Origin of the sequence: Corynebacterium durum (assembly GCF_030408675.1) — a bacterium.
Taxonomy (GTDB): domain Bacteria; phylum Actinomycetota; class Actinomycetes; order Mycobacteriales; family Mycobacteriaceae; genus Corynebacterium; species Corynebacterium durum.
Genome location: NZ_CP047200.1, coordinates 2,109,652 through 2,136,322, shown reverse-complemented (window position 1 = coordinate 2,136,322; position 26,671 = coordinate 2,109,652). Strand labels below are relative to the sequence as shown.

19 protein-coding genes are annotated in these 26,671 nt (G+C 54.9%); 7 read left to right on the top strand and 12 right to left on the bottom strand.

Translation table 11 applies throughout. The annotated features are described in order from the left end of the window. Positions 1–11 precede the first annotated feature (11 nt). Both lepA and CDUR_RS09880 read left to right on the top strand, forming a co-directional pair. The gene (lepA, locus tag CDUR_RS09885; protein ID WP_006064123.1) at positions 12–1,886 is read left to right on the top strand and encodes a translation elongation factor 4; all 1,875 of its coding nucleotides are present in this window, start codon (positions 12–14) and stop codon (positions 1,884–1,886) included. Positions 1,887–1,891: 5 nt separating this feature from the next. Next, positions 1,892–3,655, top strand: a complete 1,764-nt coding sequence (locus CDUR_RS09880; protein WP_179418082.1) for an AAA family ATPase — start codon at positions 1,892–1,894, stop codon at positions 3,653–3,655. 1,037 nt (positions 3,656–4,692) lie between these two features. Here CDUR_RS09880 and CDUR_RS09875 read toward each other — a convergent pair. Continuing rightward, positions 4,693–4,908, bottom strand: coding sequence for a hypothetical protein (locus tag CDUR_RS09875; RefSeq protein ID WP_179418080.1), 216 nt, complete (start codon positions 4,906–4,908; stop codon positions 4,693–4,695). Positions 4,909–5,073: 165 nt separating this feature from the next. Here CDUR_RS09875 and CDUR_RS09870 point away from each other — a divergent pair, with 165 nt between their 5' ends. From CDUR_RS09870 to CDUR_RS09860, 3 genes are all read left to right on the top strand, one after another. Next, positions 5,074–9,573, top strand: a complete 4,500-nt coding sequence (locus CDUR_RS09870; RefSeq protein WP_179418079.1) for a PDDEXK-like endonuclease domain-containing protein — start codon at positions 5,074–5,076, stop codon at positions 9,571–9,573. A 118-nt stretch (positions 9,574–9,691) separates the two neighbouring features. Then, positions 9,692–10,435: a DUF4178 domain-containing protein gene (locus CDUR_RS09865; protein WP_179418078.1), complete on the top strand. Its 744-nt coding sequence runs from the start codon at positions 9,692–9,694 to the stop codon at positions 10,433–10,435. Positions 10,436–10,524: 89 nt separating this feature from the next. Further along, a complete protein-coding gene (locus CDUR_RS09860) occupies positions 10,525–11,367 on the top strand; it encodes a hypothetical protein (protein ID WP_290207437.1) in 843 nt (280 codons plus the stop codon). A gap of 43 nt (positions 11,368–11,410) precedes the next feature. On the opposite strand, the gene CDUR_RS09855 is transcribed toward CDUR_RS09860, so the two are convergent. The 5 genes from CDUR_RS09855 to CDUR_RS09835 all read right to left on the bottom strand — a co-directional run bounded on the left by CDUR_RS09855 (position 11,411) and on the right by CDUR_RS09835 (position 15,575). Continuing rightward, complete coding sequence (locus CDUR_RS09855; protein ID WP_179418076.1) at positions 11,411–12,160, bottom strand: DUF6882 domain-containing protein; 750 nt, start codon at positions 12,158–12,160, stop codon at positions 11,411–11,413. 211 nt (positions 12,161–12,371) lie between these two features. Further along, positions 12,372–13,139, bottom strand: a complete 768-nt coding sequence (locus tag CDUR_RS09850; RefSeq protein ID WP_179418075.1) for an SDR family NAD(P)-dependent oxidoreductase — start codon at positions 13,137–13,139, stop codon at positions 12,372–12,374. Positions 13,140–13,149: 10 nt separating this feature from the next. Beyond that, the gene (locus CDUR_RS09845) at positions 13,150–13,557 is read right to left on the bottom strand and encodes a carboxymuconolactone decarboxylase family protein (RefSeq protein WP_179418074.1); all 408 of its coding nucleotides are present in this window, start codon (positions 13,555–13,557) and stop codon (positions 13,150–13,152) included. A 9-nt stretch (positions 13,558–13,566) separates the two neighbouring features. Further along, a complete protein-coding gene (locus CDUR_RS09840; RefSeq protein ID WP_179418073.1) occupies positions 13,567–14,319 on the bottom strand; it encodes a cyclase family protein in 753 nt (250 codons plus the stop codon). An 83-nt stretch (positions 14,320–14,402) separates the two neighbouring features. Continuing rightward, positions 14,403–15,575 carry an alpha/beta hydrolase gene (locus CDUR_RS09835; RefSeq protein WP_179419105.1) on the bottom strand — a complete coding sequence of 391 codons (1,173 nt, stop codon included), beginning with the start codon at positions 15,573–15,575 and terminating at the stop codon, positions 14,403–14,405. Positions 15,576–16,371: 796 nt separating this feature from the next. Between CDUR_RS09835 and CDUR_RS09830 the strand changes: the two genes are divergently transcribed. Continuing rightward, positions 16,372–16,899: a hypothetical protein gene (locus CDUR_RS09830; protein WP_179418072.1), complete on the top strand. Its 528-nt coding sequence runs from the start codon at positions 16,372–16,374 to the stop codon at positions 16,897–16,899. Between the two features lie 76 nt (positions 16,900–16,975). Here the strand turns inward: CDUR_RS09830 and CDUR_RS09825 are convergent, their stop codons facing one another. The 4 genes from CDUR_RS09825 to CDUR_RS09810 all read right to left on the bottom strand — a co-directional run bounded on the left by CDUR_RS09825 (position 16,976) and on the right by CDUR_RS09810 (position 21,581). Next, positions 16,976–18,757, bottom strand: coding sequence for a hypothetical protein (locus tag CDUR_RS09825; protein ID WP_179418071.1), 1,782 nt, complete (start codon positions 18,755–18,757; stop codon positions 16,976–16,978). Between the two features lie 188 nt (positions 18,758–18,945). Then, positions 18,946–19,626 (bottom strand): hypothetical protein, encoded by a 681-nt coding sequence (locus CDUR_RS09820; RefSeq protein ID WP_179418070.1) that lies wholly within the window; start codon positions 19,624–19,626, stop codon positions 18,946–18,948. A gap of 438 nt (positions 19,627–20,064) precedes the next feature. Continuing rightward, on the bottom strand, positions 20,065–20,844 hold the full coding sequence (locus CDUR_RS09815; protein ID WP_179418069.1) for a hypothetical protein: 780 nt from the start codon (positions 20,842–20,844) through the stop codon (positions 20,065–20,067). Then, the gene (locus tag CDUR_RS09810; protein ID WP_179418068.1) at positions 20,841–21,581 is read right to left on the bottom strand and encodes a hypothetical protein; all 741 of its coding nucleotides are present in this window, start codon (positions 21,579–21,581) and stop codon (positions 20,841–20,843) included. Before CDUR_RS09810 ends, CDUR_RS09815 begins: the two co-directional genes overlap by 4 nt. A 236-nt stretch (positions 21,582–21,817) precedes the next feature. Here CDUR_RS09810 and CDUR_RS09805 point away from each other — a divergent pair, with 236 nt between their 5' ends. Further along, positions 21,818–22,675, top strand: a complete 858-nt coding sequence (locus CDUR_RS09805; protein ID WP_179418067.1) for a hypothetical protein — start codon at positions 21,818–21,820, stop codon at positions 22,673–22,675. A 120-nt stretch (positions 22,676–22,795) separates the two neighbouring features. Here CDUR_RS09805 and CDUR_RS09800 read toward each other — a convergent pair whose 3' ends face one another. Together CDUR_RS09800 and CDUR_RS09790 are read right to left on the bottom strand one after the other, a co-directional pair. Continuing rightward, the gene (locus CDUR_RS09800; protein ID WP_179418066.1) at positions 22,796–24,490 is read right to left on the bottom strand and encodes a pentapeptide repeat-containing protein; all 1,695 of its coding nucleotides are present in this window, start codon (positions 24,488–24,490) and stop codon (positions 22,796–22,798) included. A gap of 504 nt (positions 24,491–24,994) precedes the next feature. Next, complete coding sequence (locus CDUR_RS09790) at positions 24,995–26,662, bottom strand: heparan-alpha-glucosaminide N-acetyltransferase domain-containing protein (RefSeq protein ID WP_179418065.1); 1,668 nt, start codon at positions 26,660–26,662, stop codon at positions 24,995–24,997. Between the last annotated feature and the right edge of the window lie 9 nt (positions 26,663–26,671).

The following is a 26,671-nucleotide window of genomic DNA, read 5'->3' as shown; positions in this document are numbered from 1 at the left end:
TGTCAACAGCTATGGCCCAGAATTTCGCGGAGAAGACTTTCACGGACCCTAGCAGGATTCGTAACTTCTGTATCATCGCCCACATTGATCATGGTAAGTCCACGCTTGCGGATCGTATTTTGCAGCTTACTGGTGTTGTTGAGGCGCGTGATATGCGCGATCAGTATTTGGACAATATGGATATTGAGCGCGAGCGCGGCATTACTATTAAGGCGCAGAATGTTCGTTTGCCGTGGGTGCCGCGCAGTGGGGAGCATGCGGGGGAGGAGATTGTCATGCACCTCATTGATACTCCCGGCCACGTGGATTTCACGTATGAGGTTTCCCGCGCGCTTGAGGCGTGTGAGGGCGCTATTTTGCTTGTTGACGCCGCGCAGGGCATCGAGGCTCAAACTTTGGCGAACCTGTACCTGGCCATGGAAAACGACCTGGAAATCATCCCGGTGTTGAACAAAATCGACCTTCCCGCAGCCGACCCCGACAAGTATGCCCTGGAAATCGCCCATATTATTGGCTGCGAGCCGGAGGACGTGCTGCGCGTGTCCGGCAAGACGGGGGAGGGCGTGCCGGAGCTTCTGGACCGTGTGTGTGAGCTGGTGCCGCCGCCGTCTTCTGAGGTTGCGGAGTCCGGTGCGTCGGGAATCCCGGGTGCCGACGCCCCCGCGCGCGCCATGATTTTCGACTCTGTCTACGACACCTACCGCGGCGTGGTCACCTATATCCGCATGGTGGACGGCCGCCTGGAACCGCGCCAGAAAATCCGCATGATGTCCACGGGCGCTACGCACGAATTGCTGGAAATAGGCATCGTAAGTCCCACTCCCAAGAAATGTTCCGGGCTGGGGCCAGGGGAAGTCGGCTATTTGATCACCGGCGTGAAAGACGTCCGCCAATCCAAAGTCGGCGACACCGTCACCTGGGCCACCAAAGGCGCTGAAGAACCTCTCAAAGGCTACGAAGAACCCAAGCCCATGGTGTATTCGGGGCTGTTCCCCATTTCCCAGGCCGACTATCCCGACTTAAGGGACGCGCTGGAGAAACTACAGCTTAACGACGCCGCGCTCACCTTCGAACCCGAAACCTCCGTCGCCCTCGGGTTTGGGTTCCGATGCGGATTCTTGGGACTTCTGCACATGGAAATCACCCGTGACCGACTCCAGCGCGAATTCGACCTGGATCTCATTTCCACCGCGCCGTCCGTGAACTACCGCGTAGTTACCGAAGACGGCAGTGAACTCATTGTGCACAATCCCTCCGACTGGCCAGGCGGGAAACTCCGGGAAGTGTGGGAACCCATTGTCAAAACAACCATCATTGTTCCCGCGGAATATGTTGGCACTACCATGGAGCTCTGCCAATCCAAACGGGGGCAAATGGGGGGAATGGATTATCTCTCCGAAGATCGTGTAGAACTCCGCTACACGATGCCCCTAGGCGAAATTATTTTCGACTTCTTTGACATGCTCAAATCGCGCACAAAAGGGTATGCGTCACTCAACTACGAGGAAGCCGGCGAACAGCAATCCGACCTGGTCAAGGTGGATATTCTGCTCCAAGGAGAACCCGTTGACGCCTTCTCTGCCATCGTGCACAGAGACAATGCGCAATGGTACGGAAACAAGATGACCGTTAAGCTCAAAGAATTGATTCCACGTCAACAATTCGAGGTTCCAGTCCAAGCCGCCATCGGTTCCAAAATCATCGCCCGAGAAAATATTCGCGCTTTACGCAAAGACGTGCTCGCAAAGTGTTATGGTGGAGACGTCTCCCGGAAGCGCAAGCTTCTGGAAAAACAAAAAGAAGGCAAAAAGCGCATGAAGAGTATCGGGTCAGTCTCCGTACCTCAAGAAGCGTTTGTTGCTGCTTTGTCAACAGATGAGGGGTAGAGGAAATGTACTTCAGTAAGCTCTTGATGCACAATGATGGTCCGATAGAGCATATTGAAGTAGAGTTCCCTATAGTAGATGGCGTTCCACATCCTGTGATCATAGTTGGCGAAAACGGAGTTGGGAAAACTAATCTTCTTTCAGTACTTGCTGACGCGATCATAGAATCTGCTGCTCAAGGCCATAATGATATAGTTAATAATTCTTCAAATGGGCGGTCCTGGTTTCGATATGTTGGTGGTAACATTAAAAGAAGAGGGGCAAGTGGATATCTAAATGTGGTCCAGTTTATCGATGCTGACGAAGATATTAGATATTCTGTAAAATCTGGAGACGTAAATTATTTGAGTTTGGACGAGCTTCCTCCTGATGATAGATATGAAAAAATTAATATCGATGAAATTCCAGCTGATAAAAATATTTCGATATCAAGAGAGCTGAGTACAAAGATCCATGAGTCAGGTGTGTATGGTTTTAGTCCTACTACGAGAAATGAGATACCACACTGGTTTAATGCGAAGAGTATCGATAACTTAAATCCATATGTCTTTTCAAAAATACATGGGAACCTGGGAAGGAAAATAATTTGGGAGCAAATGCTTCCGCGCGTTAGCCAATGGATAACTGAGATTATTCTTGATAGCCGAATTGATGTATCCATTCAGGACGACGATAGCACTATGCTAAATGAAAGAAGTTTCAAATATCAATCTGGCCTTATAAAACGCGCTCTACGTTATCGTCTAGCGATAAATCAGATACTTCAGATAATATTAGATGATAAAGAAATGCAAATATTTTGGCGCGATAGACTCATTTCAGATCTAATTATAAGTAATGAAGAGAAGGAGTTTCCGCTTAGCAGTTTATCTACTGGACAATCCACACTTTTCTCGCTTTTTGGAACTATCATTATGTACGCTGACCAGTGTTACATCAATAACCCTTTTGAAGTTTCGGGCAGCGTTGTAATTGATGAAATAGATTCTCATTTGCATATTGACTTAGTTAATCGAGCATTGCCCCAGCTGATCAAACTTTTTCCTAAGGTGCAGTTCATCTTATCATCACATTCCCCATTTTTTATTTCAGGAATGTGCGAGGTGTTTGGCGCTGATGGAGTAAAAATACTAAAGTTGCCTGAGGGTAAATGGATCAACGCAGAAGACTTTAGTGAATTTGGAAAAGCGCTTAATATATTTCGCGAGTTAACATCATTTAAAAAAGAAGTAGAACAGGAAATCAAAAATACAACTAAGCCGATAGTTTACTGCGAAGGTGCCACAGATGTCAAGCATATAGAAGCGGCGGGTAAAGTTCTAGGATATTCTGATGTATTAGATTTGATAGAATTATGCGCTAATGGCGACGAAAAAGGCGGCGGCGAAAAAAATCTAAATAAATTATATGAAACGGCAAGGAAAAACGTAAATCTCACATCAAGGAAAATATTTACGATTTTTGATAGCGACGTTAGTTACGATTGTGTTCTTGAGGGAAATCTTCGCAGATATATATTCCCGCCAAATAAAAGTAATAAAATAATGTCGAAAGGGATCGAAAATATATACCCTGAAGAAGTTTTTTGTAGTGAATTTATCTATGAAGAAAATTTTTCAGATGGTGGTGGCTTTAGTTGCACTCGAAGAAAGTTTGATAAAGGGCAATTTGCCGATTATATTTCTGCCAATTATGGGAATATTTGCAAGTCATATTTTGGCGGATTTGAGGATTTATTTTCAGAGCTTCGAAAGTGGCTTGATGCTTGAAATAGGTTCAATAGGTTTTCTTAGCAGGATCGCCAATCAGGATCATAATGCAGCGATATTAACACCACGACAATCCTAGCGATCTTCGTGATCGCTGTTGGGCATAAGCTGGCATGTCTGAGTACCTTGTAGTGCTTTAATGCAGTATTCCCACCCTCAGTGGGTGCTCTGATGCCGGTAATGATCTCCCTGATCGTTTCGTCATCAGGGTTCACGTGGTTGTATTTAGGCGATGTCTTTGCGTAGCCTTATGTCAGCGAAAACCCACAACTCGGTCGCCCACACAGCACTAAGGATGTGCTTTCACGCGGCGGTGATATCGCGTGTGGCCCAGGTTCAACCGGGACGATATACAGCGGCCTACCCTCCCGGTTGGATAAGACTTGCAGGTTGCCTCCGAAGCAGTAGTGTTTGCCGGAAAACCAGCCAATCATGCTAGCACCATCGTCGTCACGACTTGTGACTTTTCCAGTAATAAGCGTGGCATCCAAGCGCAAGATCAGCTCGCCTGCTTTTTCCTGGTCAGCTAATACTTTATGCAGGCTAGGGACGCGGGAAAAAGTAACCTCTAACGCTTCATGGAGGTAGCGGTAGGCTTCTGGCTTGGCTAATCCCACTATCAAAGGCCAAGCGATGTACAGGTGTGGCGTCAATCAACCAGCGCAGTACCAGCAGTGTTTGGTTTCTGCAGGTGGCGGCATGTTGGTAGCTGCGGTCATCGCAGGCCAGGCGATGAACATTTAAGCCAGCAGCAGGTTGTGTCAGCGATGTGGGTCGGAATATCAAGGTAGGCGCGGTAGGCTAGCGCACCGAAAGGGCCTTTCTGCGTGGTTGTTTTTTGGTTAATGGCTAACCTAGCAGTTGGGTCTTTTCTTCTATGTCTGCGACACGCATGTTGGCCTGGGGTTTTAGGTGTTTATGGGGCTTCTAGTCTGCGCCCTGGTGAGAAACCCTCTAAGCTGCTATAACTACAGCAACTCCATTTATCCATTAAGTCTGTGGCGAGGGGTCGATTGTGTTGTTGTTTTTGTAGGCCTTTATGCTGGCAGTGCGGCATTTAGAATGACATCCGACACGTGTGATTGAGTAACGATGGGGTAATTTTGCTGCACAAGCAGGTCGACGTCCAACGGCTGGGTACGCTGATCGCTACGTGTGTGCTCGGGGAGTAGGCGCCCCAAAACGGCACTCACCGCAACTTCTCGTGGGGCGTCGTGCGGGGGCGGGCGTCGATATGCGGGGGTGCGGGACATGTCCACTAATTGCGCGACATGTGCCTGAGCTTTTTTAAGGTAGGCGTGTGCTTAAACCGCTGATAGGGGGTGCTTTTTCGGTTTTGGTGAAGCTTTGCTGCATAAATGTAGTAAAAATATAAGGGACATATAAGCATCTTGTGAACCTGTGATCGGAGTGATGGCGTGACCACTCAATCGGACAAAGCAGCGCGGCTTTTCCAGTTCCTTGCGCAGGTCCGCCGCCTGCGTGAACACACCACCACTGATATCAAGGGCTTCGAGGACCGGGGCGGCGTGGTGTGGCTGTCGGATGTGGCGCACAATACGGCGGCCAATGGGTGGCCGGTGCGTGTGAATGCGCTGTTGTGGCAGCGTCTGGGCCTGTTGGATGCTGACGATGATCCCGGCCGCACGGGGGATGCGGTGATCATTGCGGCGGGTCGCCCGAAGCATATGGAGGCCCCCAGGCTGCCAGAGAAGCTGAAGCCGTGGATTGAGGGCGCGTCGCACAACCACAGGCGTCGGCCGTCGGTGAAGCCGGACGCGGACGAGGAGACCACGAAGCAGGCCAACTACTGGCTGGAAAAATGGGATGCCTGGGCCGCGGCGAAGCAGTATCAGGACGTGTATAACACGCTGTTTGACGCGCACATCAACGCCAGCCAATCCAGCGAGGAGTTCGAACTGGTGCTGGGCTTGGGGTTGCTGGCGTGGGCACCCGGTGGGAAGCGGGCCGAGAGCACGCAGATTAACCGGCATTTGTTTACGGTGACGGTGACGTCTGCGCTGGATAAGACGACCGGGGAGATTCGGTATTCGCTGGCCGATGGTGCCGCACCGTTGAAGGCCGAAGTGGATTTCATTCCGGTGGAGGCTCTTCAAGACCGTTCGTTTGTCAAGGACATAACCGCCAAGGCCGCCGAGTACGCGGGCCATATTTTTGATATTGAACTGTTTGATGATCTCGGCGTGTTTACCGCCAACAGTTTGTCCACGTCGGCGGTGTATTTGCCGCGTGGCCGGGGCGCGCAACCGAAGGAAACGCCGGTGATTAACTGGGCACCCGCCCTGATTCTGCGTAAGCGCCAGAACACGGGCTTTGCCGTGGCGTACGAGAAAATTGCCGCCGAGATTGAGCAATCCGGGACCGTTCCTGCGGGCTTGTTGTCGTTGTTGGACCCGGACCAGGAACCGCCGGTCGTGGCATCTGATGAGCCGGGCGCGGTGGTGCCTTTTGGCGATGACATTTTCAGCCCGCTTCCGCTCAATGACATTCAACAGCGCATTATTGAACGCGTGGATCAGCACAGTCAAGTGGTGGTTCAGGGCCCGCCCGGCACGGGTAAAACCCACATGGCCGCCGCGTTGCTCTCGCATTTCCTGGCCCAGGGTAAAAGGGTGCTTGTGACCGCCGAGGCGGACCGCGCATTGTACGAGGTCCGCGATAAACTCCCGGAGGAAATTAGGGAATTGGCGGTGTCGGTGATCGGCACATCGGCGGACGATATGGCCGATCTGCGGCTGGCCGTGAACCGCATTGCCCGGTCCGCCGCCGAATTTGATCAGACAGTCTCCCGCCGTGCTATTAACGACGCCGTGGATAACCTCCACCACTTCCAACAGCGCCGTGCGGAGCTGCTACAACAGATATCCGCAGAAATTCGCCGGAAAACCGAACCTGCGCACATTCCCGGATACGAACTGCCACCGGGATTGCTGGCCGCGCAGGTCCAGGAGGATTCCGCACGCTACGGCTGGATTTGGGATTACGCCATTGAAGTGATCGTGGCCAGGGGCGCTGGCGGGGTGAAGAAGTTCCCGCTGTCCCTGAAAGATATTGACCGCTATTGCAAGCAGCTCATCGCTTATCGTGACGCTGATAAGGAACAGATCGAGATGACGCGGCGGGTGGATTTCGATGCGCTGCCGCAGCCCGATGAATGCGAATACGTGGTGGAGGCGCTGGCGGGCCTGGATGCGCAACTGGAGTCGCATCGAACCGGATTGACTGAGGAACAATGGGCAGCCCTGCAGGCTTCCACAGAGGAAACGCGGGTTGCTGCTCGTGAGCAAGCCGTGAAATTGAACGAGCAGCTTGAGCGGATCAACCGGTCGGGGAGCGCGTGGGTTGCTGACTTTATGAAAGCCTATGACGCGGCCGAATTGGAGGCATGGCGGACCAGCATTAAACAGTTGTCTACTCGCGTTCAGACCATAGAGCGGCTGCTTCTCACCATAGGGGCAGTAAAGAAAATCAGCGTGGGCAACAACGCAGCTGACATGGAAAAGTATTTGCCGTACGCCAAACGCCTGCGCGATTACCTCAATGAAAAAGGACCACTGAAAACCGACGCGCATGGACAAGTGAAACTCGGCGTATTCGCTCCAGCGCTGCTCAAAGACGGTAAGGAGTTCTTTGCTGCCGTGAGTGTGGAAGGGGAACAGCCCTCCACGGCAGAGCAGGTTGAGGCAGTGATCGCGCATATCCAAGTGCACTGGGAATTGGATGCGCTGCGCAAGGAAATTCCGCAGTGGCTGCCGGTGTCCAATGACGTCAAAACGGCCGTGATGGTGGCTCGCATGGAAGCGGATCTTGCGCAGATCACCCAGTGCATTGATGCCGTGAGCGCCTACCCGCCGGCACGGCAATTGCTCGCGCCGTTTGCGTTTCCTCCAGAGGGGTCTAAGCTGCCAGAACTGATCGCAGGGCTGGAAAGATACGCGGGTGCCCCAGCATTGATGGCGCAGATTGACCAGAAGAAAGCCCAGCTGCAGATTGTGCACCGCCAGACGAATAAAGTGGCCGATAAACACCCTGATGTTCCCTGGCTACAGCGCTACCGCAGCGTGATGTTGGATGGTGATTTTGCCGCCGCCCGTGAGTCTTTGAGCGTGGGCGAGGCTTATATGCGCCAGCATCAGGCGTTTGCCGAGTTCCATAGGCTCGATGGTGTGTTATCCGAATGGTCGCCGCAGTTTGCCAAGGACCTTCGCACCTCCGAGGGCAGCGACAAGATGATAGAAAGGCTGCGCACTGTTCGTCCTGCGCTGAACTGGTTCCGTGCGGCGCAGCAAGTGGATATTCGTCCAGGCGCGGATATAGCCCAGCTGGATAAAGAACTCACGTTGCTGGAAGAGAAAATCTACCAGGAGGTGCGTACCCTCGCGGCGGCACGGGCATGGGACCACGCTTTGAGCGGGCATCGCATTACCGCCCGGATGCGTAAAAACCTGGTGGAATACGCGCAAAGCGTGAAACGCCTGGGCAAAGGAACCGGTAAATATGCGGACCAGCAATTGAGGGAAGTTCGCCGGGCGCTGGATAATTGCCGCGAGGCTGTTCCGGTGTGGATTATGCCGCTGCACCGCATTATTGACCAGCTGGATGTGCAGAGCAATATGTTTGACGTGGTGATGGTGGACGAGGCGTCGCAAGCCGGGGCGGAAGCCTGCTTCCTGCAATATCTCGCACCCAGCATTATCGTGATCGGCGATGATAAACAAGTCTCGCCTTCCGCCGTCGGCGTGAGGGAGGAAGACATGCGCAAACTCGCCGACCACTATCTGGACGATGATGAAGACAAAGCAGGCTGGGCCGACCCGAAACGCTCGCTTTTCGACGTCGCGTCGGCCAGGTTCGGCGGCACGCTCACCCTCACTGAACATCGGCGTTGCGTACCCGAGATTATCGGGTTCTCCAATCAACTCACCTACGAGCCGGACGACATTACCCTTACTCCCGTCCGGGAAGTCCCCGCAGATCGGCTCGCGCCTTTCAAGATTGTGCACACACCGTACGGCCGCCAAGAAAGGAGCGGCAAAATAAACCGAGGCGAAGCGGATGCGCTGATAGCGCAGCTCTGCGAATGCATTAATGACCCCACCTATGCCGATAAAACAATTGGCGTGATTTCGCTGCTCAGTTCCTCTCGGCAAGCCGACTACATTCAAACACGGCTGATGGAACAACTACCGGCGGAAGTGTGGGAAAAACACAACCTGCGGGTGGGTACACCGGCGGAATTCCAGGGCGCCGAACGCGATGTGATGTTCCTCAGCATGGTTGCCGCAAAAGACGAAAACAAGCGTCTGCCCGCCCTTACCTCAGACGTATATGTTCAGCGCTATAACGTTGCGGTCAGTCGCGCCAAAGACCAGGTATGGCTATTCCATTCCGTGGGCATGGACGAGCTGACTAACCCCGAGGACGTGCGCTACAAACTGCTGAAATACGCCTACGGCGTGGCAACCCACACCGTGAGCGATGAGAAATCCGAACGCGTATCCGACGATGACCGCGTGGGGCCTTTCAATTCGCTCTTTGAACAGCGCGTGTACAACGCCATTGTGGACCGCGGCTACCGTGTCATTCCGCAATTCGATGCCCACCCCTACCGCATCGACCTTGTTGTGCAAGGAACCGATGCCCGCCTTGCCGTTGAATGCGATGGCGACCATTGGCGCGGGCTGGAATACATTGACAAAGACCTGCGACGGCAGCGCGATTTAGAACGCCTGGGCTGGCGCTTTGTTCGCATATTTGAGTCCGACTACTACCTGGATAAACAAGCCCAATTGGAGAAAATCTGGAGTGCCCTTGACGATATGGGTATTACTCCGCATCACATTCACAATGAGGTCGACCCCAGCGACAGCATCATGGTGTTAAGCGCGCCCATGTAACTTTTCGCACCCCCAGAGCATCCCACATACGGCGGTTATGGAGTCCTCCCGCTCACAATCCTTTTGAGGACAGTGAGTGGGAGGGCGCCATGTAAGCAACAACCGCAGGAGGAATGCTGTGGGACTTTTATACACCTTGTGCGTGATCACGCCGTTGCTGGCGGCATGCACGGTAGTGAGTTTGCGTAGATTCTGGCGTGCACGGGGCATGCTTCCTCAGCTGGGGCTTGATAGCGAACTTTCGGGTATTCCCTGTGTTTCCAAATTTCTGCCAGAACGCATGCGCTGCGGCGCTCGAGTTATTTATTCGGGAGTGCAGTATGTGGTGCGTGATGTGTACGTCTTTACCATCGACGATGCACCCTGGTACTTCTATGCCCTGCACAGTAATGAAGGCGGCATTCTGCGAAACGACGCTCTGAGTGTGCACATAGACAACGGGGAACTGCACGTCTGCTGGTGGAACCGTGGCGATACCCGACAGCGCGCAGAAGAACTCGCTATTACTATCGACGGCTCGAAATATACCGCCTGCACGGAAGGTGCAAGCGACTATCGTGCAGAAGGGGAATTGACACACGGGCGCAGGGGAGCGGTTGCGTACAAGTTGTTTAACAATGATATGCGCCAGCGCTGGTTGTTCTTTGCCAACTGGGATGGAAGCGACCACGACACGGAAGAACTATTTGTGGGAACGCGTGTGTCCGCCAATGACGTCACAATACTTCCGCCAGAAAAATCTGATTGGCACGGCGAAGGCTTTGACGCCGAGATGGGTTGGGCGGTGCTCACTGCAATAACGGGGGTTGGAACAATTCTTTCTGGAGCCAAGGCTATTGTGCTGGCTGCAGGTTTATTTTAGGGTTGCATATGTCATGTGTAGTTATTCCGAAAATGCACTTCCTTTTTAGTGTCATCTACGTTTTTTTGTTGTAGTATTGGGGCTTTGATATGGTGTTGTCTGTATTGAACTATGCGATTCCATGCTTGATGGTGATAGTTGTCCTATGTATTTATGGAACGAAACGGTTGCAGCTCAGGTCCTTGCAACTTTCTTCGGATGATGAGTTATACCGTGTTCCTTACGGCGTAAAGTTTCTCCCTGATATTCTGAACTATGGCGCAAAGGTGATTTATAATAAGCAAATCTATGAAGTATCTAGCGTTGTGGTTATGGTGATCGACTGTAAGCGATGGCTATTCTATAGATTACGTTCTTGTGATGATGGGGGTAAAGCGGCTCTCAGTGTGACAACTCGCGATGGTAAACTGCGCTTATGCTGGTGGTGGGGTGATGAAAATAAACAACGCCGCGCAATGAATGATTCAAAAAAGCGCTCGGCTCTAATAAAGAAATTTGGTGGTGGTCGATATGCTCGAGAGACATGGGGGGATAAACGTTTCATATCGCTGGGATCAACGGAATGTCCTCCATATGCGGTTTGTCGTCATGAATTGTTAGAACGTGTTCCTCTTCTTTCGAAAGTGGCGGATAGTCCTCGCTGGCTGCTGTCCCTGTCGTGGGATCGTCCTGGAAAAAATTTTAAGGAAATGTTTATTAGCGAGTGTATGGGGATGGACGATGTGGTGATTCGTCCATCAGCTGTGCAAAGACCTGGGATAGAACCTGGGAAACTTAGTAAAGCTATTATATGTTTGGAGAAGATCAATTTCGCCTCCAAGGTCTTAGTATTTACTGCCATGGTAGCGTTGCTTTATTATTTAGAATTGATACCTGAATGGTTAATTGAAGATTTAATTTGGTTTGTTGAAGAGATACTTTCAGAGGAGTGAGGGGCGGGAAAATAAGTTTATATTCCCCGCCCCGCCGCCAGATCTAGTCGTCGAGTCCCATTTCGAGCCTCGTGAGCCGATCGTATTGATCAAGCTGGTAGGTAACGCGGATGCTTCTGCCGGCGTCGTCTGTGATGCGGGCATGGTGTGCGTCGGCGTCGTTGTTGAGCTCCAGGCTCCAACCGGGCATGAGTTCTACGAAACCTTCCAGTGACCACGGGATGTCGTCGACCTGCTGAAGGTAGCGTGGCAGCCTGGCGTAGAGCTCATTGAGCGTGATCGGGGGCACAGGCTCGGAGAGATTTTCAAGCAAAAGCACCATGCGCGACCCACCACCAATAGGGGCACTGTAGTAGTAATAGTCGGTGCCGAAAACCGTCAACGCTAATGAGCCAATGTCGTGGGCGACGTTAGCAATCACATCTCCTTGGTCAGCACCGGCGGGGAACGTGTAGGCGACCTCTTCACTGCTGAGTTCGTCTTCGTTATGCGCGAGACCGTAATCTCGTACTTTCTGTGCGCGTTCTACTGCGGCACCGTGGCTGGCCAGTAGCTCTGCGTAGGCCCACAAAATTGTTGGTGGTTGTGCCGCGATTGACGCCAATAGGTGTGCTTTTGCGGTGACTTCACCAGTGTTTGACACCATGGCGAAACGCTGTATGCCAAGGTCAACATCGTAATTTACTGAGTCGTCAGTCCCAACTTTCTCATCAAACATTTGCTTCATGAGCTCTTGGCGGAGTGAAGCGTAGATGACTGTGCGCTGGCCGATACGTCGAATGCGGGTGTGCAAGGTAAACCTCCATACGATGGTCTGGGATGCCTTTCCAGTGTAGGGATTTTCTTGCTGGGATCTCCACCATGATCTGACGGTGGGGTTAGACAAGCGCCCATAGAAGATGCTCATCAAACTGTCGTTTTTGGAGCCTAAAAACGACAGTTTGATGAGCGAACACTACGGCATCAGCCCGGAACTACACGCGCTACACCCCAGCGGCCAACCCCTAAACCCCCATCCCGCCAGCAACATCAATGATGGTGCCGGTGACGTAGGAGGAGCGGGCGCTGGCCAGGAAGGCCACAACATCGGCGAGTTCCTGCGGCTGGCCGATGCGCCCGAGCGGAATGTCCGCATCAACGGTGGCCTGGAAGAACTCTTCCATGGTGGCACCGGGCGCGCGTTTGTCGCGAATGTTGGCCCATTGCGGGGTTTCAATAACGCCGATGTTTACGCCGTTGACCAGGATATTGTCTGGCGCGAGTTCCACTGCCCACGCTTTGGTCAGGTTCACTCCGGCGGCGCGGTGCACGGAGGTGGAGAAGAACGCGGGGGAGGGGGAGTGCGCGTACACGGATCCGATGTTGATCACGCGCGCTTGGTCACTCTTGCGCAGGTGGGGGAGCGCGGCCTTGATGGTGCGCTGCCAGGAGAGGACTTTGATGTTGAAGTCGGCTTGGAACGCGTCGTCGGTGATGGTTTCCCCGGTTCCGGGGTGCGCACCACCTGCGTTGTTCACCAGCACATCAATGCCACCAAAGTCCGCGGCAGCCTCGGAAATAAAGTGTTCTACCTGCTCAGCGTCGGTCACGTCCACAACGTAACCCCGCGCCCCACTTCCAAGCGCCTCCTCGGCTTCCTTAATTTCTGCGGCGTTGCGGGCACAGAAGGCAACGCGTGCCCCGGCGTCGATAAGTGCCTGAACGGTGGCGAAGCCGAGTCCTTTGCTGCCGCCGGTGACCACTGCGGTGCGGCCGTTGAGTCCTAAATCCATGAGTGTTCCTTTACAGAAAAGCCTCGTCGATGGGCACTTGCAGGCCCTGGGCCAGGCGGTTTGTTTTCGCGGCCAGGCCGATCACGGTGTGGAGTTCGGCGAGCTGGGCGTCGGTAAGCCCGAGCGCGCGGGCGGCGGCGGTGTGGGAGCGGATGCAGTAGTTGCAGTTCTGCGCCACGGAGACGGCGATGTAGATGAGCTGCTTGGTCAAAACGTCCAGTTCGCTGTCCTCGGTGAGGGTGTTTTTCACCTCTGACCAGGTCTGTTCCAGCAGGTTGGGGTCGTTGGCCAGCACGCGCCAGATGTTGTTGACAAAGTCGGTGTTGCGGGTGGCGCGGATGTCATCGAACACGGCCGCCGCGCGTTCCGAAAGCTCATCGTCGGCGAGGACCGGCAGGATTGGATCGGGTTGCGTCATGATTATCCTCTATTCAGCGTTGTTGGGGACGATGGCGAACACGCGGGCGGGGAAGCCGGTGCCGCCTTTCGGCTTCGGCCACGACGCCACGATCAGCGCACCGGTTTCCGGAACCTCGGAGAGGTTGTTCAGCAGCTCAATCTGCCAGCGATCCTCCTGCAGCCAGTACAGCTCGCAGCCGAAATTGCCCGCATCTATCGACGCCCCGGGGTCCGTGTCGGTGGTTTCGTGCCCGATGGCTACCACGCCGCGCTCGTTGCGCAGGAATTTCAGCGCCTCCAGCGACCAGCCGGGGCAGTTGCGCTTGCCTTCCGCGTCGATGCCGTACAGGTCGTCGGTCTCCCAGCGTTTCGACCAGTCCGTGCGCAGCGCCACAAAAGCGCCGTCGGGGATGCGGCCGTTGCGCTCCTCCCACGCCTTGATGTGGTCCACGGTGACGGCCAGGTTATGGAACTCCTCGGCCTCTTTGTGCAGGTCAAGCACCGCGAGTGGCAGAATCATCTCGTCGACGGGCAGCTCGTCGAGAGTGCGGGCGTCATTGACAAAGTGGATTGGCGGATCCACGTGCGTGCCCCACTGCCCAACAATTTCGTATCGATCCACCGTGAAGCCCTGCTCGTCCACGGTGAACAGGCGAGTCGTCACTTGGTCCTCAAGCATGCTGAACTTCGGTTGTCCAGGGAAAAATGCGTGGGTGAGATCCACATAGCGGAAGTTTGTGCGCAGGTGGGAGGCGATGTTCCAAAGCTCGTGATCCGACATAACAATCCTTAACTAGACAAACAGGTAGACAAATCGGTCTGTTCCGATAGTAGATGAGCGTATGGAGGTTGGCAAGGTGGTTGTTACATCAACGACGGCTTGATCGCCTGCCACGCCGTGGGCAACTGCCGATCAAACAAATCCCAGCTGTGCACCCCACCGTGCTTGTACTCCACCGTCTGATGCGTCATACCCGCCTTCCGCATCGCCTGATCAAGCGCCACCGTGCACTGGTGCGTGCCCTGCTCCAGCACCGCACCCGCCGCAAGCTCGTAAAACGGCCTGGTCTTCTGATAATCCAGCTCCACCTGGGTCACCGTCCCATCCGCCGTGAACAGGTACACCCGCATGTTGCGCAATCCTTCTGGATGCGTAACGACGTCGTGATACCGCCACATGTCCGAACCATACGGTCCCCACATGTTTTCCACGTTTCCACCTCGCGATTCCACCATTACCTTGGCAATCTGACGACCGATAGGATCCATGGTGGAATAACAGCCGGATAGTCCCATCACCGCATTGAACAGTTCAGAGTGCGCATTCGCCATGTGAACAGCCCCAATAGCTCCCATGGAAAGACCAGCCACACCGCGTTTACCATTGAAATTCAGGCCATGCTCCGGCCTTTCCAACAGCGGGGCCAGCTCCTTTGTGACAAATGTTTCCCACTTGTAGCGGCCCAGCGCCGGGTCATCACGTACCCAATCCGAATAGAGAGAAGCGCTCGCACCCGTGGGCATTACTATGGTGACGTTTTCTTCCGCGAAGACCTTCTCCAAGCCGCCCCATTTCAACCAGCCCGATGTTTCCGTGCCGCTGATCCCATCGAAAAGGTAAAGCATGGGTGCGGGTGCTTTTCGATCCTTTGGCAGCATGATCTGCACCTCCACCGGGCGCTGCATCGATGGGGAATCCACAGTCCAGCGCTGCACTCTCTGCCACGGGTCATCCGTGACTTTGACCAGCTTTGTTTCCTTGATATTTGGGTTAGTGGGAATCGGATAATTGCCGTCGCTGCTGGTCAGCGGGCCAGTAGGTCTGAAATCAGCCAGACCCGCGTTCTGTGCTGATCCCAGAAAATCACTCAGCCGCTGGCCACTTGACCCCGGCGAATTGGCTACCGACTGCACCAAGCCCTGAAACGCGCTGTCTGCCGAACCCAGCCACGGGGGAGTTAATGCTGCATGTGCCAGCGGGGCAGTGAAAACGCTGGCCAAGGCAGTGAATAGCGAAGTGAGCGCTGCTGCGATCACCGTACGACGACGATTGTGCGTCACTGGATGGGATCTCCTTTGGGGCGGGTTTGGGTTTGTTGTGGGAGTGGGAAGGTAAAGATGTTGAATAGTGCTACCTTGATGAATGTTCAAAGGGGCATCAATGATGAAGATATAGCAGAAATAATACTCGGCCAAAATCTGCAAAGTGGGGGTGCCCCAGTATGGAGGGGCGGGTGTGCATAGAACTCATGCATAGAACTCATAGAAGTTGCTCACCAAATGGTCGGAAAATTGGTCTGAAAACGATATTTTGGTGAGCAACTTCTATGGGGGCGATGTTGGTTTGACAGTTGTAGCGAAAGTTTTGTGCGGCTGGGATTGGTGTGACGGCCTGTCCTTAGGGTAAAAGAGTGAGGTTCAGTTAGTCGTTTTCTATGTGGATGTTGCGCGCTTCCTGAATTAAAATTTGCAGGATGCTATTAAAGCTGGTGAGTATGCCAAGTTGGTCAGTGGTTGGGGGGGGGCTACTGCGACTAGGTTGATAGTCGGGTTGGGGAATAGATATTCGATTAGGGCGTATTAATTTCAATATGAATGCTTGGGAAATAAGAGACATTCGTGCAGGTGAGTTCAGGCATAGCGCTATGCGGATATTAGTCTATCTGTCTAGGCTACTTTGGCATACGGGTTCGATAGAATATTTTTCATGTCTGGTCAGTGACTTACTGTTGGCTTGTCTTGGTTGGTATGCAGTGAAAGATGGGGTGATGTGATTAAGGTGGTAGTGCTGAAATTCTGAAAAGAGATATCTATTATTTGAAAGGAGTTTGTGGTGTTTAAAACTTTCGCAGGTAAGAGGTTTACTTGGGGCCGTTTTTCAATGAAGGTATATTTGGGCCTTCTTGTGGCTTCAATGGTTGTGTTTTTGTGTATTGCGTTTGTGGCTTTTGAGAGTAGGGGCGTTGTGTATACGGACCAAAATAGGCTATGGATTTGGCTTAGGTTGTTTGCGGCGTCCTTGCTTCTTTTGTCTTCTCTGTTTGGATTGGCGGGTGAATATCTATCGAGATCTTTTTCGGATAAGGAGAGGGAGAAGATGTTATTGGCTCCTAAAAGTGCATCATTGGGTGGGGTAGTTGGACTGGTTTTGTTGAGTTATATTGGATCTACGTTGAGGACTGTGTATCCTGAAGCAGGTTGGTCTGCAGTTTTGAGTGTTGGTGCTTTGGCTTCTCTTCTTCTGTTTCCGTCTTTGAATCTGTTCATTATTGTACTTCAACTTCGTGCGCAAGATAAGCGTGAACAACGGAAGCTGAAGTCAAAAATTACCCGAATACGACACAAGCAGAAGTTATCTTAAAATAGCTTCCGCTTGTCGAATGTAGTTGTTTGGCTGTTAAAGACTCAACGAGCTTTTTAACAGCCAAATAGGGGCCCTACCCCCGCACCCAATCACCAATCACACCGGGCACGATGCGCCGTGGCGTGCCGAGAAGGTCGGCAACGTTGCCTTCGGCCTCAACTGTGCTGGTCACGGCCTTTGCTTTCTTGTTGCCGCGTGCACCGCCTCCGGCCATCGGCATGCCGCCCATCATGGGTGCCCCGCCACGAGTCGCAGATGTAGCCGAGCTACCAGCCCCGCCCGCGCTACCAGCGCCAGCCATAGAACCACCAGCTCCGAATCCGCCGCGTGGCATCGCCCCACCATTGGCTCCGCCAGCACCAACGCCTACGCCGGAACCGCCAAAACCGCCCGGTCCAGACACGTCGAATCCGCCACCAGCGCCGCTGATGCCCGTGGATGTGCGGAAAGCGCGAGTTCCTGACCGTCCTCCGCGCCGATTGTTGGCACCGTATGCACCACCCATTCCGGTCATTGCTCCCGCAGGATATGCGCCTTTGTCGCCCAGTGCGGAAGCAACCGATCCAACGGATCGTGGACTCATATTCCCGCCAATAACGTTCCCAACGCCGGGCGCTCCGCCAAAGCCACCACGGCCACCACCAAAACCACCTGCACCCAGCGCCATCGCGCCGAGTCCGCTTGCTCCCATGCCTGTCGACGCCCCGCCGAGTCCCGGCAGAGCGGGATTAGTGCCGCCGAGCGTTGCGGTGCCAAGCCCAGCGGTTGTGGCTGCGAGATTGCCTGGGTTGAGCATGTGGCGTCCCGCTTCCATGAGGGTATGCGCGTTGCCCAAGCCGCCTAGTGCGCCCACCCCGCCGATTCCGTTGGGTCCAGCACCACCGGCGATAGCGTTCACGCCATCCACAACATTTTTTACCGCGTTGACAGCTGTGCCTGCGTTGGAAAGGAAACCGGCGACGTTCGCGCCGTCGAGAGGCAGCCCCGCAGTGGCGGTTTGCGTCATGCCGACGTTGGCGGTGGTTTCTTGTGAGGGTGGGGGAGGAGGTGTCTGCATGAGGTTGGTGATGGGCGGGACCCCTTGTTGTATCGCCGCTGGCAGGTCCATGTTCATGAACTTTGCCATGAACTCTGCTTCCAAAGTGCTGCGGGCAAGCGTGTCGGGGACCGTGCTTACTGTTTTGTCGATTCTTTGCAGTGCGGCCACCGCCCAATCTTTGATCTCGTTGAGTTTGGACACGGACGCAGCCATGGTTCGGGCGTTAGCGGCAAAATTGTGTCCGGTTTGCGCTGTTTCGGCAATGCGTGCCGACGCCGCGTCAAACGGCACGCCCGTGTTCACATCAACGATTTCTTTTGCCAGGCCATCAAGTTCACCAGCAATTTTGTCGATGGCGTCGGCGGCATTGTTCCATTGTGCAGCCGCGTTATCAACCATTGCGGTATTTGTTGCTTCGAATGCTGCGAGTACTGGTTTTAAGGGCGCGATACCGTTAACAAGGGGCGGGGTGAACATGAAATTGTCGTAGTGTTCTTCGGGCCGCATGGGGAAAGTAGCCGGATCAACTGTGCATTGTTGGACTGGCGAGGCATTATTACGCTCCATTGCATGCGCCATGCAGTCGTCTTGGCCGGAAATGGCGCTAACGTTGGCGCGAAGAGAGCTTTGTAGCCAGTCCACTTGCTGCTGGTAGGAATCCAACACGGCCTTGGCTGAGCCAGCACCGCTGAGTAACACGCTTGCGTGGTTAGCGGCGAGCTGACTCAAACCGGGAGCTGCAGTATAAGCGCCATTGAAAAGACATCGCGATACCGCAGTTGATGTGCTTCCTGTGGCGCCTGCGAGGGCTCCCATTCTGGCCCCTATTGAGGATGTTGCTCCAATGCTGTAGTCGAGATCCATGTGATTCTCCGTGCGTCGAAAACCAAGTGCGTGATGGTGAGCGGCTGCGCGTACATTCAGCCGCTCACTGTACTTTGACTGGCGTACAACGGCGGAGGTTCCCTGGGAAGAAAAATCTCTAAAATTTCCTCGCTGAACTGCTATTTCATGGTGGGTTGTGTGACGTTAGCGAGTGTTGTTTGGCTCAATAGGTCACGCATTTCTGCTTCTGAGTAGGCCGATGCAGGGCAGGCGTAATTGACTACGGTGAAAACGGGTGTGGGTTCGTGTGCGAAGACGCGCAGCCACGCAGTTGAGCGATAGGTTCCGCCGTCTTGCCCGGTGTAGTCGATGTCCACACGCATCATGTCAACGGGTTTGCCTTCGTAGGTTTTCACGTCGGTTGACGGGGTTGCTTTGCCCTCAGCGGTGCGCATCTGTCGTTTGAAGCCATTGATGCTCTGTTCCACCTGGTAGTCGGTTTCGGTCTTGTCGGAAATGTCTTCTTGGCCGGAAAAAAGGTTCTGCATAGTGCTGTACATACATCCGTTGGGCTTGACCAGCTGATTTCGGCCCTCCTGGTCGATGAAGTCAATCTGCCACCCGGATTCGTTTGTAGGAAAGCTCCAAGTCACAGCGTCGAGAGGGCCGTTGGCGGCGCTGCTTGTGCCGGACGCCGATGCTGATGCTGACGTTGAACTCGTTGAAGAAGTGGGGGATGTCTGGTCAACCGTAGTGCTCTCGCGTGAAGGGACGGAGATGCAGCCGGATAGCTGCGTTGCCCCGGCGATCAGAAGCGCTACGGCAGCAAGGATGCTTAGTGTTTTTCGGTGGTATTGCATGAACGTTCCTCCACCATGCACTATTGGAATTTATGTGTAAAAAATATACTGCGTGATGAGCCAATATGGTAATTATTTCCAATGAATGAGACGTTTTATACAAAACCTGTTTTTGGTGTAACTTATTCATGTTTCTGGGCATCGCCTGGGTGTTATGGTGAATCGCATCGCAGAGTGTAACTTTCGGTGTTTTACCTGCGTCTATGATTATATTTTGAAGAAATAGGCGGAGCTCTGTGGGGAGTTTGTTGGTTATCTCGAAAGCATGAGGGGCCGTCTATCTAGCTCAGGGGTAAGTGGGAAATAGCGGTATTTCTGTTTTGGTGTGCGGCCTTGTATTGCAGTCCTGCGAATTAAAAGTATATGCTCCGGAAATAAGATGTCTCATCGTGTAATCAAAGGTGGAGTACCCCCCTTTTTTTACATCGACGGCCCAGACTATCCAGCCGATATCGCCTTGCGCAGCGCCTCGCCAGCGTCATCGGAGTCAACATCCACCGCTGTGGCCGCTGCCATCACAGGCCGCAGAAGTTGCTTTTTCCCCGACGCTGAGAGCCCCCGTCCGGAATACGTTGCTACGAAATGAGGGGCATCATCGTCGCTGGCAGAGCGAACTGCGCTTGCCCGCGCATAGAATTCTCGGGCGAGTAGCCCGCCGCGCTGCCCGCCAAGAGCCAGGGGTTCAACCACAGTGTTACCAACGCCAAACGCAAAACTCACGCTGTCTGAGTAGTCGTCACCCCACCGCGCAGGCAATACAACATTGTCCATATAACTAACCCCACACTCGTCGAGCAGCTGCATTGTTAACGCTCGCACTTGTGCCAGCCCACCGGCGGCGGGTTCACGCAGTTTCTTGGCCACCACGGCGTCGAAAAGTGAACGGGCGTCGGCGGTGACGGACTGTTCAGGGCCGAGGAGGGTGCCGCCTTTGAGCACGTGGAAGCTCACTTTGCGGCGAAGATGCAGGGTGACGGCCTGTTCCCAGCGGCCTTCCATGATCGCGCGTCTGTAGTAGCCCACCCACCCTGCGTATTCCTCGGCGGTGAGGCTGCCGCCAAGTGGGCGGAAGAGCGCGGGGTCTACGGCACCGGTTTTGTCAACAAAGAGCATGCGTACGGCCCAGTTGTCGGCATCGTCGTGCACCACAACGCCGACGTTTCGGGATTCGCGCGCCGTGAGGTCGGGGGTAAATTGTATGAGGTACCAGGTTCTCATTCGTCGGCACCCACAAAGTTGAGGGTGGGTTGGTTGGCCTCGACCTCGCCATAAGGGGAGGCGGTGTTGACCAGTTCCTGAATCCTGTCGCGCCGGTTAAGAAGATATTTTTTGTAGGCGTTTCGCGTCTGCGCGTTAAGTAGTCGTAGCGAAAACGCGGTCTGCATAATGTGTTCGATAGTGTCGCTTGGGAAAAACTGGACGCGTGCGCACCATTTTTTCACGTGTGGGCAGCGTGGATCAGGCGGCGGAAGAAAACCGGAAGGCTCCTCAGCTGGTGTTTCGCCGTCAAGGTCGGCGAAGCAGCCCTCATGCCCCACCACCCAGGCGCCGACATCGGGGGAGAAGAGGATGTTGTGTTCGGTGCGGGTGGTGTTGCCTAGCCACAGGTCAAACACCTCAATCCCGGCCGTGACCTCGGGAAAAATGCTGGCTAGCTCGGCGGGATTAGTGGGTGGAAACGTCGGCTCGATGGCGTCTACCTGCAAGGATGCCCAGGCTGTTCCATTGCGGTCGGGGAGGGTGACCACCTCGCCGGACACCACCGGCAGGCCCAAAGCTCCAGCTAGTCGCGTCGCAATGAACTCGTGCGCCAGCATTAGCTGCGCACCACTGGCTCCGCGCTGTCCCGAGTGGTCCGCTGTTTTCACATGCACCGCCACCGTGCCCCAACGGGATTCCCCCAAGCCCATGGGTTGCTCGTAGGTGCTGTCAGCGTCAAGGGAGATTAGCTGCATGCCCGGTGACCTGCGTTGCGTCATTGTTGTCCCCACATCTCTTGTTCTGATCTCCGCGCGTTCCTCATCCTGTCTATCATATAGATGTTCGATTACGCCACTGCTACCCGCAGATGCGTGGCTGTGGGGTGGGGTGAAAAACAGGGGTGCTACATGACACAAAATCTTACATTGGGCTATGTAGCAATTAAGATTCTCTCAAGTAGGAGATGGTGTCAGGAAAGGTAGTACAAGGCATGAAGTGGGTTGGGTGCGCTGCTGCGTGTGCGGCTGTGATTCTGACGGGTACCCTGGCAGGCTGCGGTTCGCGTGACGCGGCACCCACGCTGACAGCAAGCCCTGTGGTTACTTCGACAAAAGTTGTCACCGCGACCCCCGCCAGCGGAAAAGCCATTGTGCAGGACGCGGAAAAATTCCGAACCGCCGACGGCTATGTGTTTTCCTACTCCACCGGCGCGCAAGGCATGTGTGTGTTCAACGACCAGCAGGTTACCTGCCAAGGAACCCCAGAATCCGGTGTTCCCAAGGTGCAAACCTCAACCTACAGCGCATCGCCGGATGCAATCACGGCGTCGACAAGCGGACTCACCTACGGCATGTTTGACCACGCACAACCGGACCGCCTGGTGCCGTTGCGCGATAACCAGAAGGTGTTCCTGGGATCGGTGACATGTGAACTGCGCTCATCGACCTTGAACTGCGGTTCTGGCAACAATTCCTTCACCATCACCGGTGTTGCGCGCACCATCACCACCAAGGGAACCGTGCAAACGCCTGTAACCACGACGACCACCCAAACCAGCACCGCAACCCCCACCACATCCGCGCGGCACCAGCCCAGCGCTGCTGATTTCGTGGCGTGCGGAGTGACCCACAACGGGCAGAACGTGATGGCAACCAAGTCCACTCCCTGCCAAGAAGCCATCGGATTGATGGAACAATACGGCACCGTCGCTGAGTCTCAAGGGCAGGGTGCTTCGCGGCACATCACCTTTGACGATGGCTGGTCCTGCGCGCAGGCTTCCAACGACGAAGTACGCTCAACCGGCGCGTCCCGCATTTGCCGCAACGGCGACAATATCGTGGCGAGTTAGGTGTGGCCTGGCCGGGCGGGGTTTGAGGACGGCGTTGGCATAAAAGTAGGTCCACTACCAGGTACGGAAACACCCCAATTTTGTACCTGGTAGTGGACCTATCTCACGCTCCCCGAGCAGCTAAGCCAGTTCGGCCTCGCGGATTTCGGTGGGGCGGCCGTCTTCGTCAATGAACACCATGCGCGTGGTGATGGGGCTTAACCCTTCGGGGAATATTGTGGACATGTTGTACATTGCGCTGTCGTAATTGGTGTGTTCGTTGAATTCGGAGTTGAGCGCCTTGGCTTCGCAGAGGTTGGCTTTGTGGAGGTTGGCACCCTGGAGTTTCGCCCACTGCAAATCCACATTCTTCATGTCCGCGCCTTGGAGATTCGCATTGCGCAGGTCGCTTTGTTGTAGGTCGGAGTTTTGCAAGCGGGATTCCTGGAAATTCGCGCTGTCCATTTTCGCGGAAGCCAGGGAGGTGTTTTTCAGGTCGGCTTGCTGCAGGTTGGCCTGCTGGAGGTGTGTCTGTTGCAGGTGGGATTCCTGAAGGTTGGCCAGCCGCAGGTTGGCTTTCTGCAGGTTAGCGCCCTGCAGGTCCGCGCCAACAAGGTAAGCACCTTCGAGATCGGTGTCGCGCAGGTCGGCGTTGCGGAGTACCGCCTTGTGCAGGTTGGCTTTCTGCAAGTCAGAGCCGCGCAGGTTGGAGTTTTCCAGGTGGGCGGACATGAGGTCTGCCCCGAGCAAGCTGGTTTTGCGCAGGTCAGCACCTTGCAGGTTTGTGTCGCGCAGGTCGCATCCGCGCAAGTCCGCCCCTTGTAGGTTGGCTTTGGGGAGTTCCGCGCCCCGGAAGTTTAGGCCGCTCAAGTTGCCGGAAAGGCGCAGCCCGGTCGGGAATTTCACGTTTTCAAATTGTGCCTGGGTGCTCACTACGCCGCCATTGTTTCCGCGCTGCGCGATGAGCTGAATGCCCAGGGCGAGGCGGGTTTTGTCCAGGTCGTCGAGGGTGCGGAGGTTGGAATCCTTATGCAGGCGCTGGACAAGACCATCGCATCGTGTTTTCAACACTTCGTTATTGTTAATCTCATTATTAAAGGCAAGATTAAACAATTCCTGGCGGCGTCTGCGCCCTTCTTCGGAAAGAATGTGGCGTTTCTCGGGGGCAAATTCGGCGTCAATTTCGGTGTTGATAAGCGCCGACCAATCATCAATTTGGAAAAGCAATTCGGTGATGGCTGCGGCCTGCATTGTGGAGTCTTCACTACACAAACGCGGCAATGTGGCATTCAGTCGAGTGGACAATTCAGTGCGCCGCGCAGAGGCATGCAATTTCCGATCCTGTTCGCTGGCCAACAGAATGTGCTCGCCCGCCTGGCGGGATTGTTCGTCGCGCTCAAGTTGTGCTTGCTTGGCGGCTTCCTCCCGGTTGAGGCGATCCAGCGCGGCTGTTTCCTGGCGGCGCTCCCGATCCAGCGTCACAGCCGTGTCCTGCTCGCTGAGCGCGCGTCGATACAACGCCCATGACATGACAAGGAAACCGGAGGTCAGAACAAAAGAACCCACCAAAAGCCCAGCTTGCGAGCCAATGGCATCGTTGAACCCCGACCACAGCAGAATGAACAGGGCAACCACAAACGCAATGCCGGCAAGCCCCAGAATCATCACTTCGGGTATGGTGCTGCGCTTGTAGGGGCTGGGGGCGGGGTGCGCTTGCTGGCGGCTCGCACTGTCGCCAGACGGTCCGCTGCTCGCGGTCAGCCCGTCCACCTGCTCCACAGCAGCAATGTTGCTGCCGACGAGTTCGTCGCCAGTGGGGTCTTCACGGTGCGTCATCACGCCTCCTAATTGGGTTCCTTTATTCAAGAGGATTACATCTTAGTTAGTTTACTACTAGGGTCGGGGCACTAATACCAAACTGGCACTCATTTGGGGGAGGGTCAACAATTGTCAATAGAAACTAACAATTTACGCATGTTTGCTGACAATAAATCATCCCATGCTTCCGGCAGGTCTTAGGTATGTTCGCAGATTTAATGCCACTTATGCCCTGCGAAAAAGGAGTGGTGTGTCACAAGCCCCATAAACGGCCAATGGCCTGACGCCGAGCGGCGACAGGCCATTTTGTTTGCTTGCTTCTTCTTGTCTGGGATTCTTCGTGCCCTGGTCCTGAGCTTGAGATGTTCTTCAAGCCGTTCTGGGCTCATGGCAAACAAGCTGGGATCCCAGTCCTGATTGCGCTTCCTCCTGCGTTTTCGAGCAGCCATTGCGCCTGTGCCTCCTTTCGTGCGCTTTAGGTGTGACAGAACCAGCCATCACTATAGCGCATATGCTCACCCTTCACTTCTTCTTGTGATGCGTCGTGTGGACGGGCTGCCCGAAAAGTCGGACATGGCTTGCGCGGTTAATGTTTTTGCCTTGTTTGTACTGCATGGTGGTGTTCACGTCGTGGAGGGCGGGCAGGAAGACCGATTCGATGGAAGGAATCAGTTCTTCGGAGTCCTCCAGGTCCGCGTCCGACTCCGATTCCGCGCCGTCTAGGCCCTCACGCTGCGCCTCGTCTCCGCTTGCTCCACCACGCCGCAGGAGTGATGCGACTTTGGGCTGGAGTATGCGTGCGGTGTTTCCGCAGACGGTGGTGACAATGTATTCGAGGGGGCCGCGTTTCCAGATGCGTTTCCAGATGGCGGCGATGCTGATGGCCACGCCGATTTGGGTGACGAACCACAGCACGGGCTTGGCGTCCACGTCCACGATGCTGAGGAAGGTGAGGTGGAGAGTGAACAGGGTGAGGGTCATGGAGCCGATGTCGGCGAGCAGTGCGAGCGGCACGACTTTTTGTTTGCCCAGCATCAGGAACACTCCAATCAATGCGATGGCGATGCCGCCGCTGATCAGGACGGAGAAGGTGGTGTTGGAGTGTGGGGTGGGGATGACCAACCACCACATGGTTGTTTCAAGCTGATCGTTGCCGCCGCCGAAGTCGATGATGGATTGGATGTTGTCGCCGCTCATGCTGGCGTTGGCCCGCTGGATGGCTTCCAGCCCGCCGAACTGGTAGAGCAGCATTTGGGAGGCGATGGAGCTTGTTAGAGCGATGGTGAGTCCGTAAAACACCAGCTTGGTCTGGGTTTTTTCGCGGGTGAGCTGTAGCCTGCCAATGCCCATGCCGATGAAGATGAAGGTCAGCCAGGTAAACGCCGGGTAGGTTCCCAGGGCAAAGAGCGCCAGGACGGTACCGATGGGGTCGCTGATGGCTTGCTCGAGGGAGGGGTTGGGACTGGGATCGATTACGGTGACAAGCCGCGTGGCTTGGATGGCTAGTGGCCCGAAGATGGCGCAGAATCCGCCCATGACGAACAGCTGCCCGGAGGTCATGGTGGTGAAGGGGATGACCAACAGGAAGTACAGTCCGTAGTACAGCAGAATGTTGTGTGCGGAGAAGTCCATGAAGTTCAGGGTCAGCCCGAACAGCAGTAGGACGAGGGCACGGGTCCCCAGCATGATCCGGGTTTGCTGCATTCTGTCGCCTGTGTGGGGGTTGTTGCCGCCGCTGAGCAGTGAGATGGTCACCCCGGCGAGCACGGCGAAGAGGGCGGAGGCGTGCCCGGAGAAGAGGTTCCAGTTCATAGTGGGGCGGCCGGTTTTTTCGTTCAGCTCCGGCAAGGTGTGGATCGCCACCATGCCGACCATGGCTAGGCCGCGCGCGGCGTCGATACCCGTGAGACGCCCGGTGGCGCGGCCGTCGTTGGTGAAGCGCTCCACGCGGTGCCGGAAGTGCCGGATCACCGGGTGGTCGGGTCCGCTCGGCATGGATGTGCTTTGCGACGTCTCCTCTACCGCGGCGTCGTCACGCGCCTCCACCGCCTGCTTGCGCTTGCCGAGCCACGCCTCACGGCTGGGGCGACGCCCAGGGCTGGGGCGCGTGCCTGGGGGCAAATGCCCTTCAGGCACCTGTCCCTCAGTTGTAGATCGCAGGGGAATGGGATCGAAGCTGTTGCTAGGCATATGCCCTCT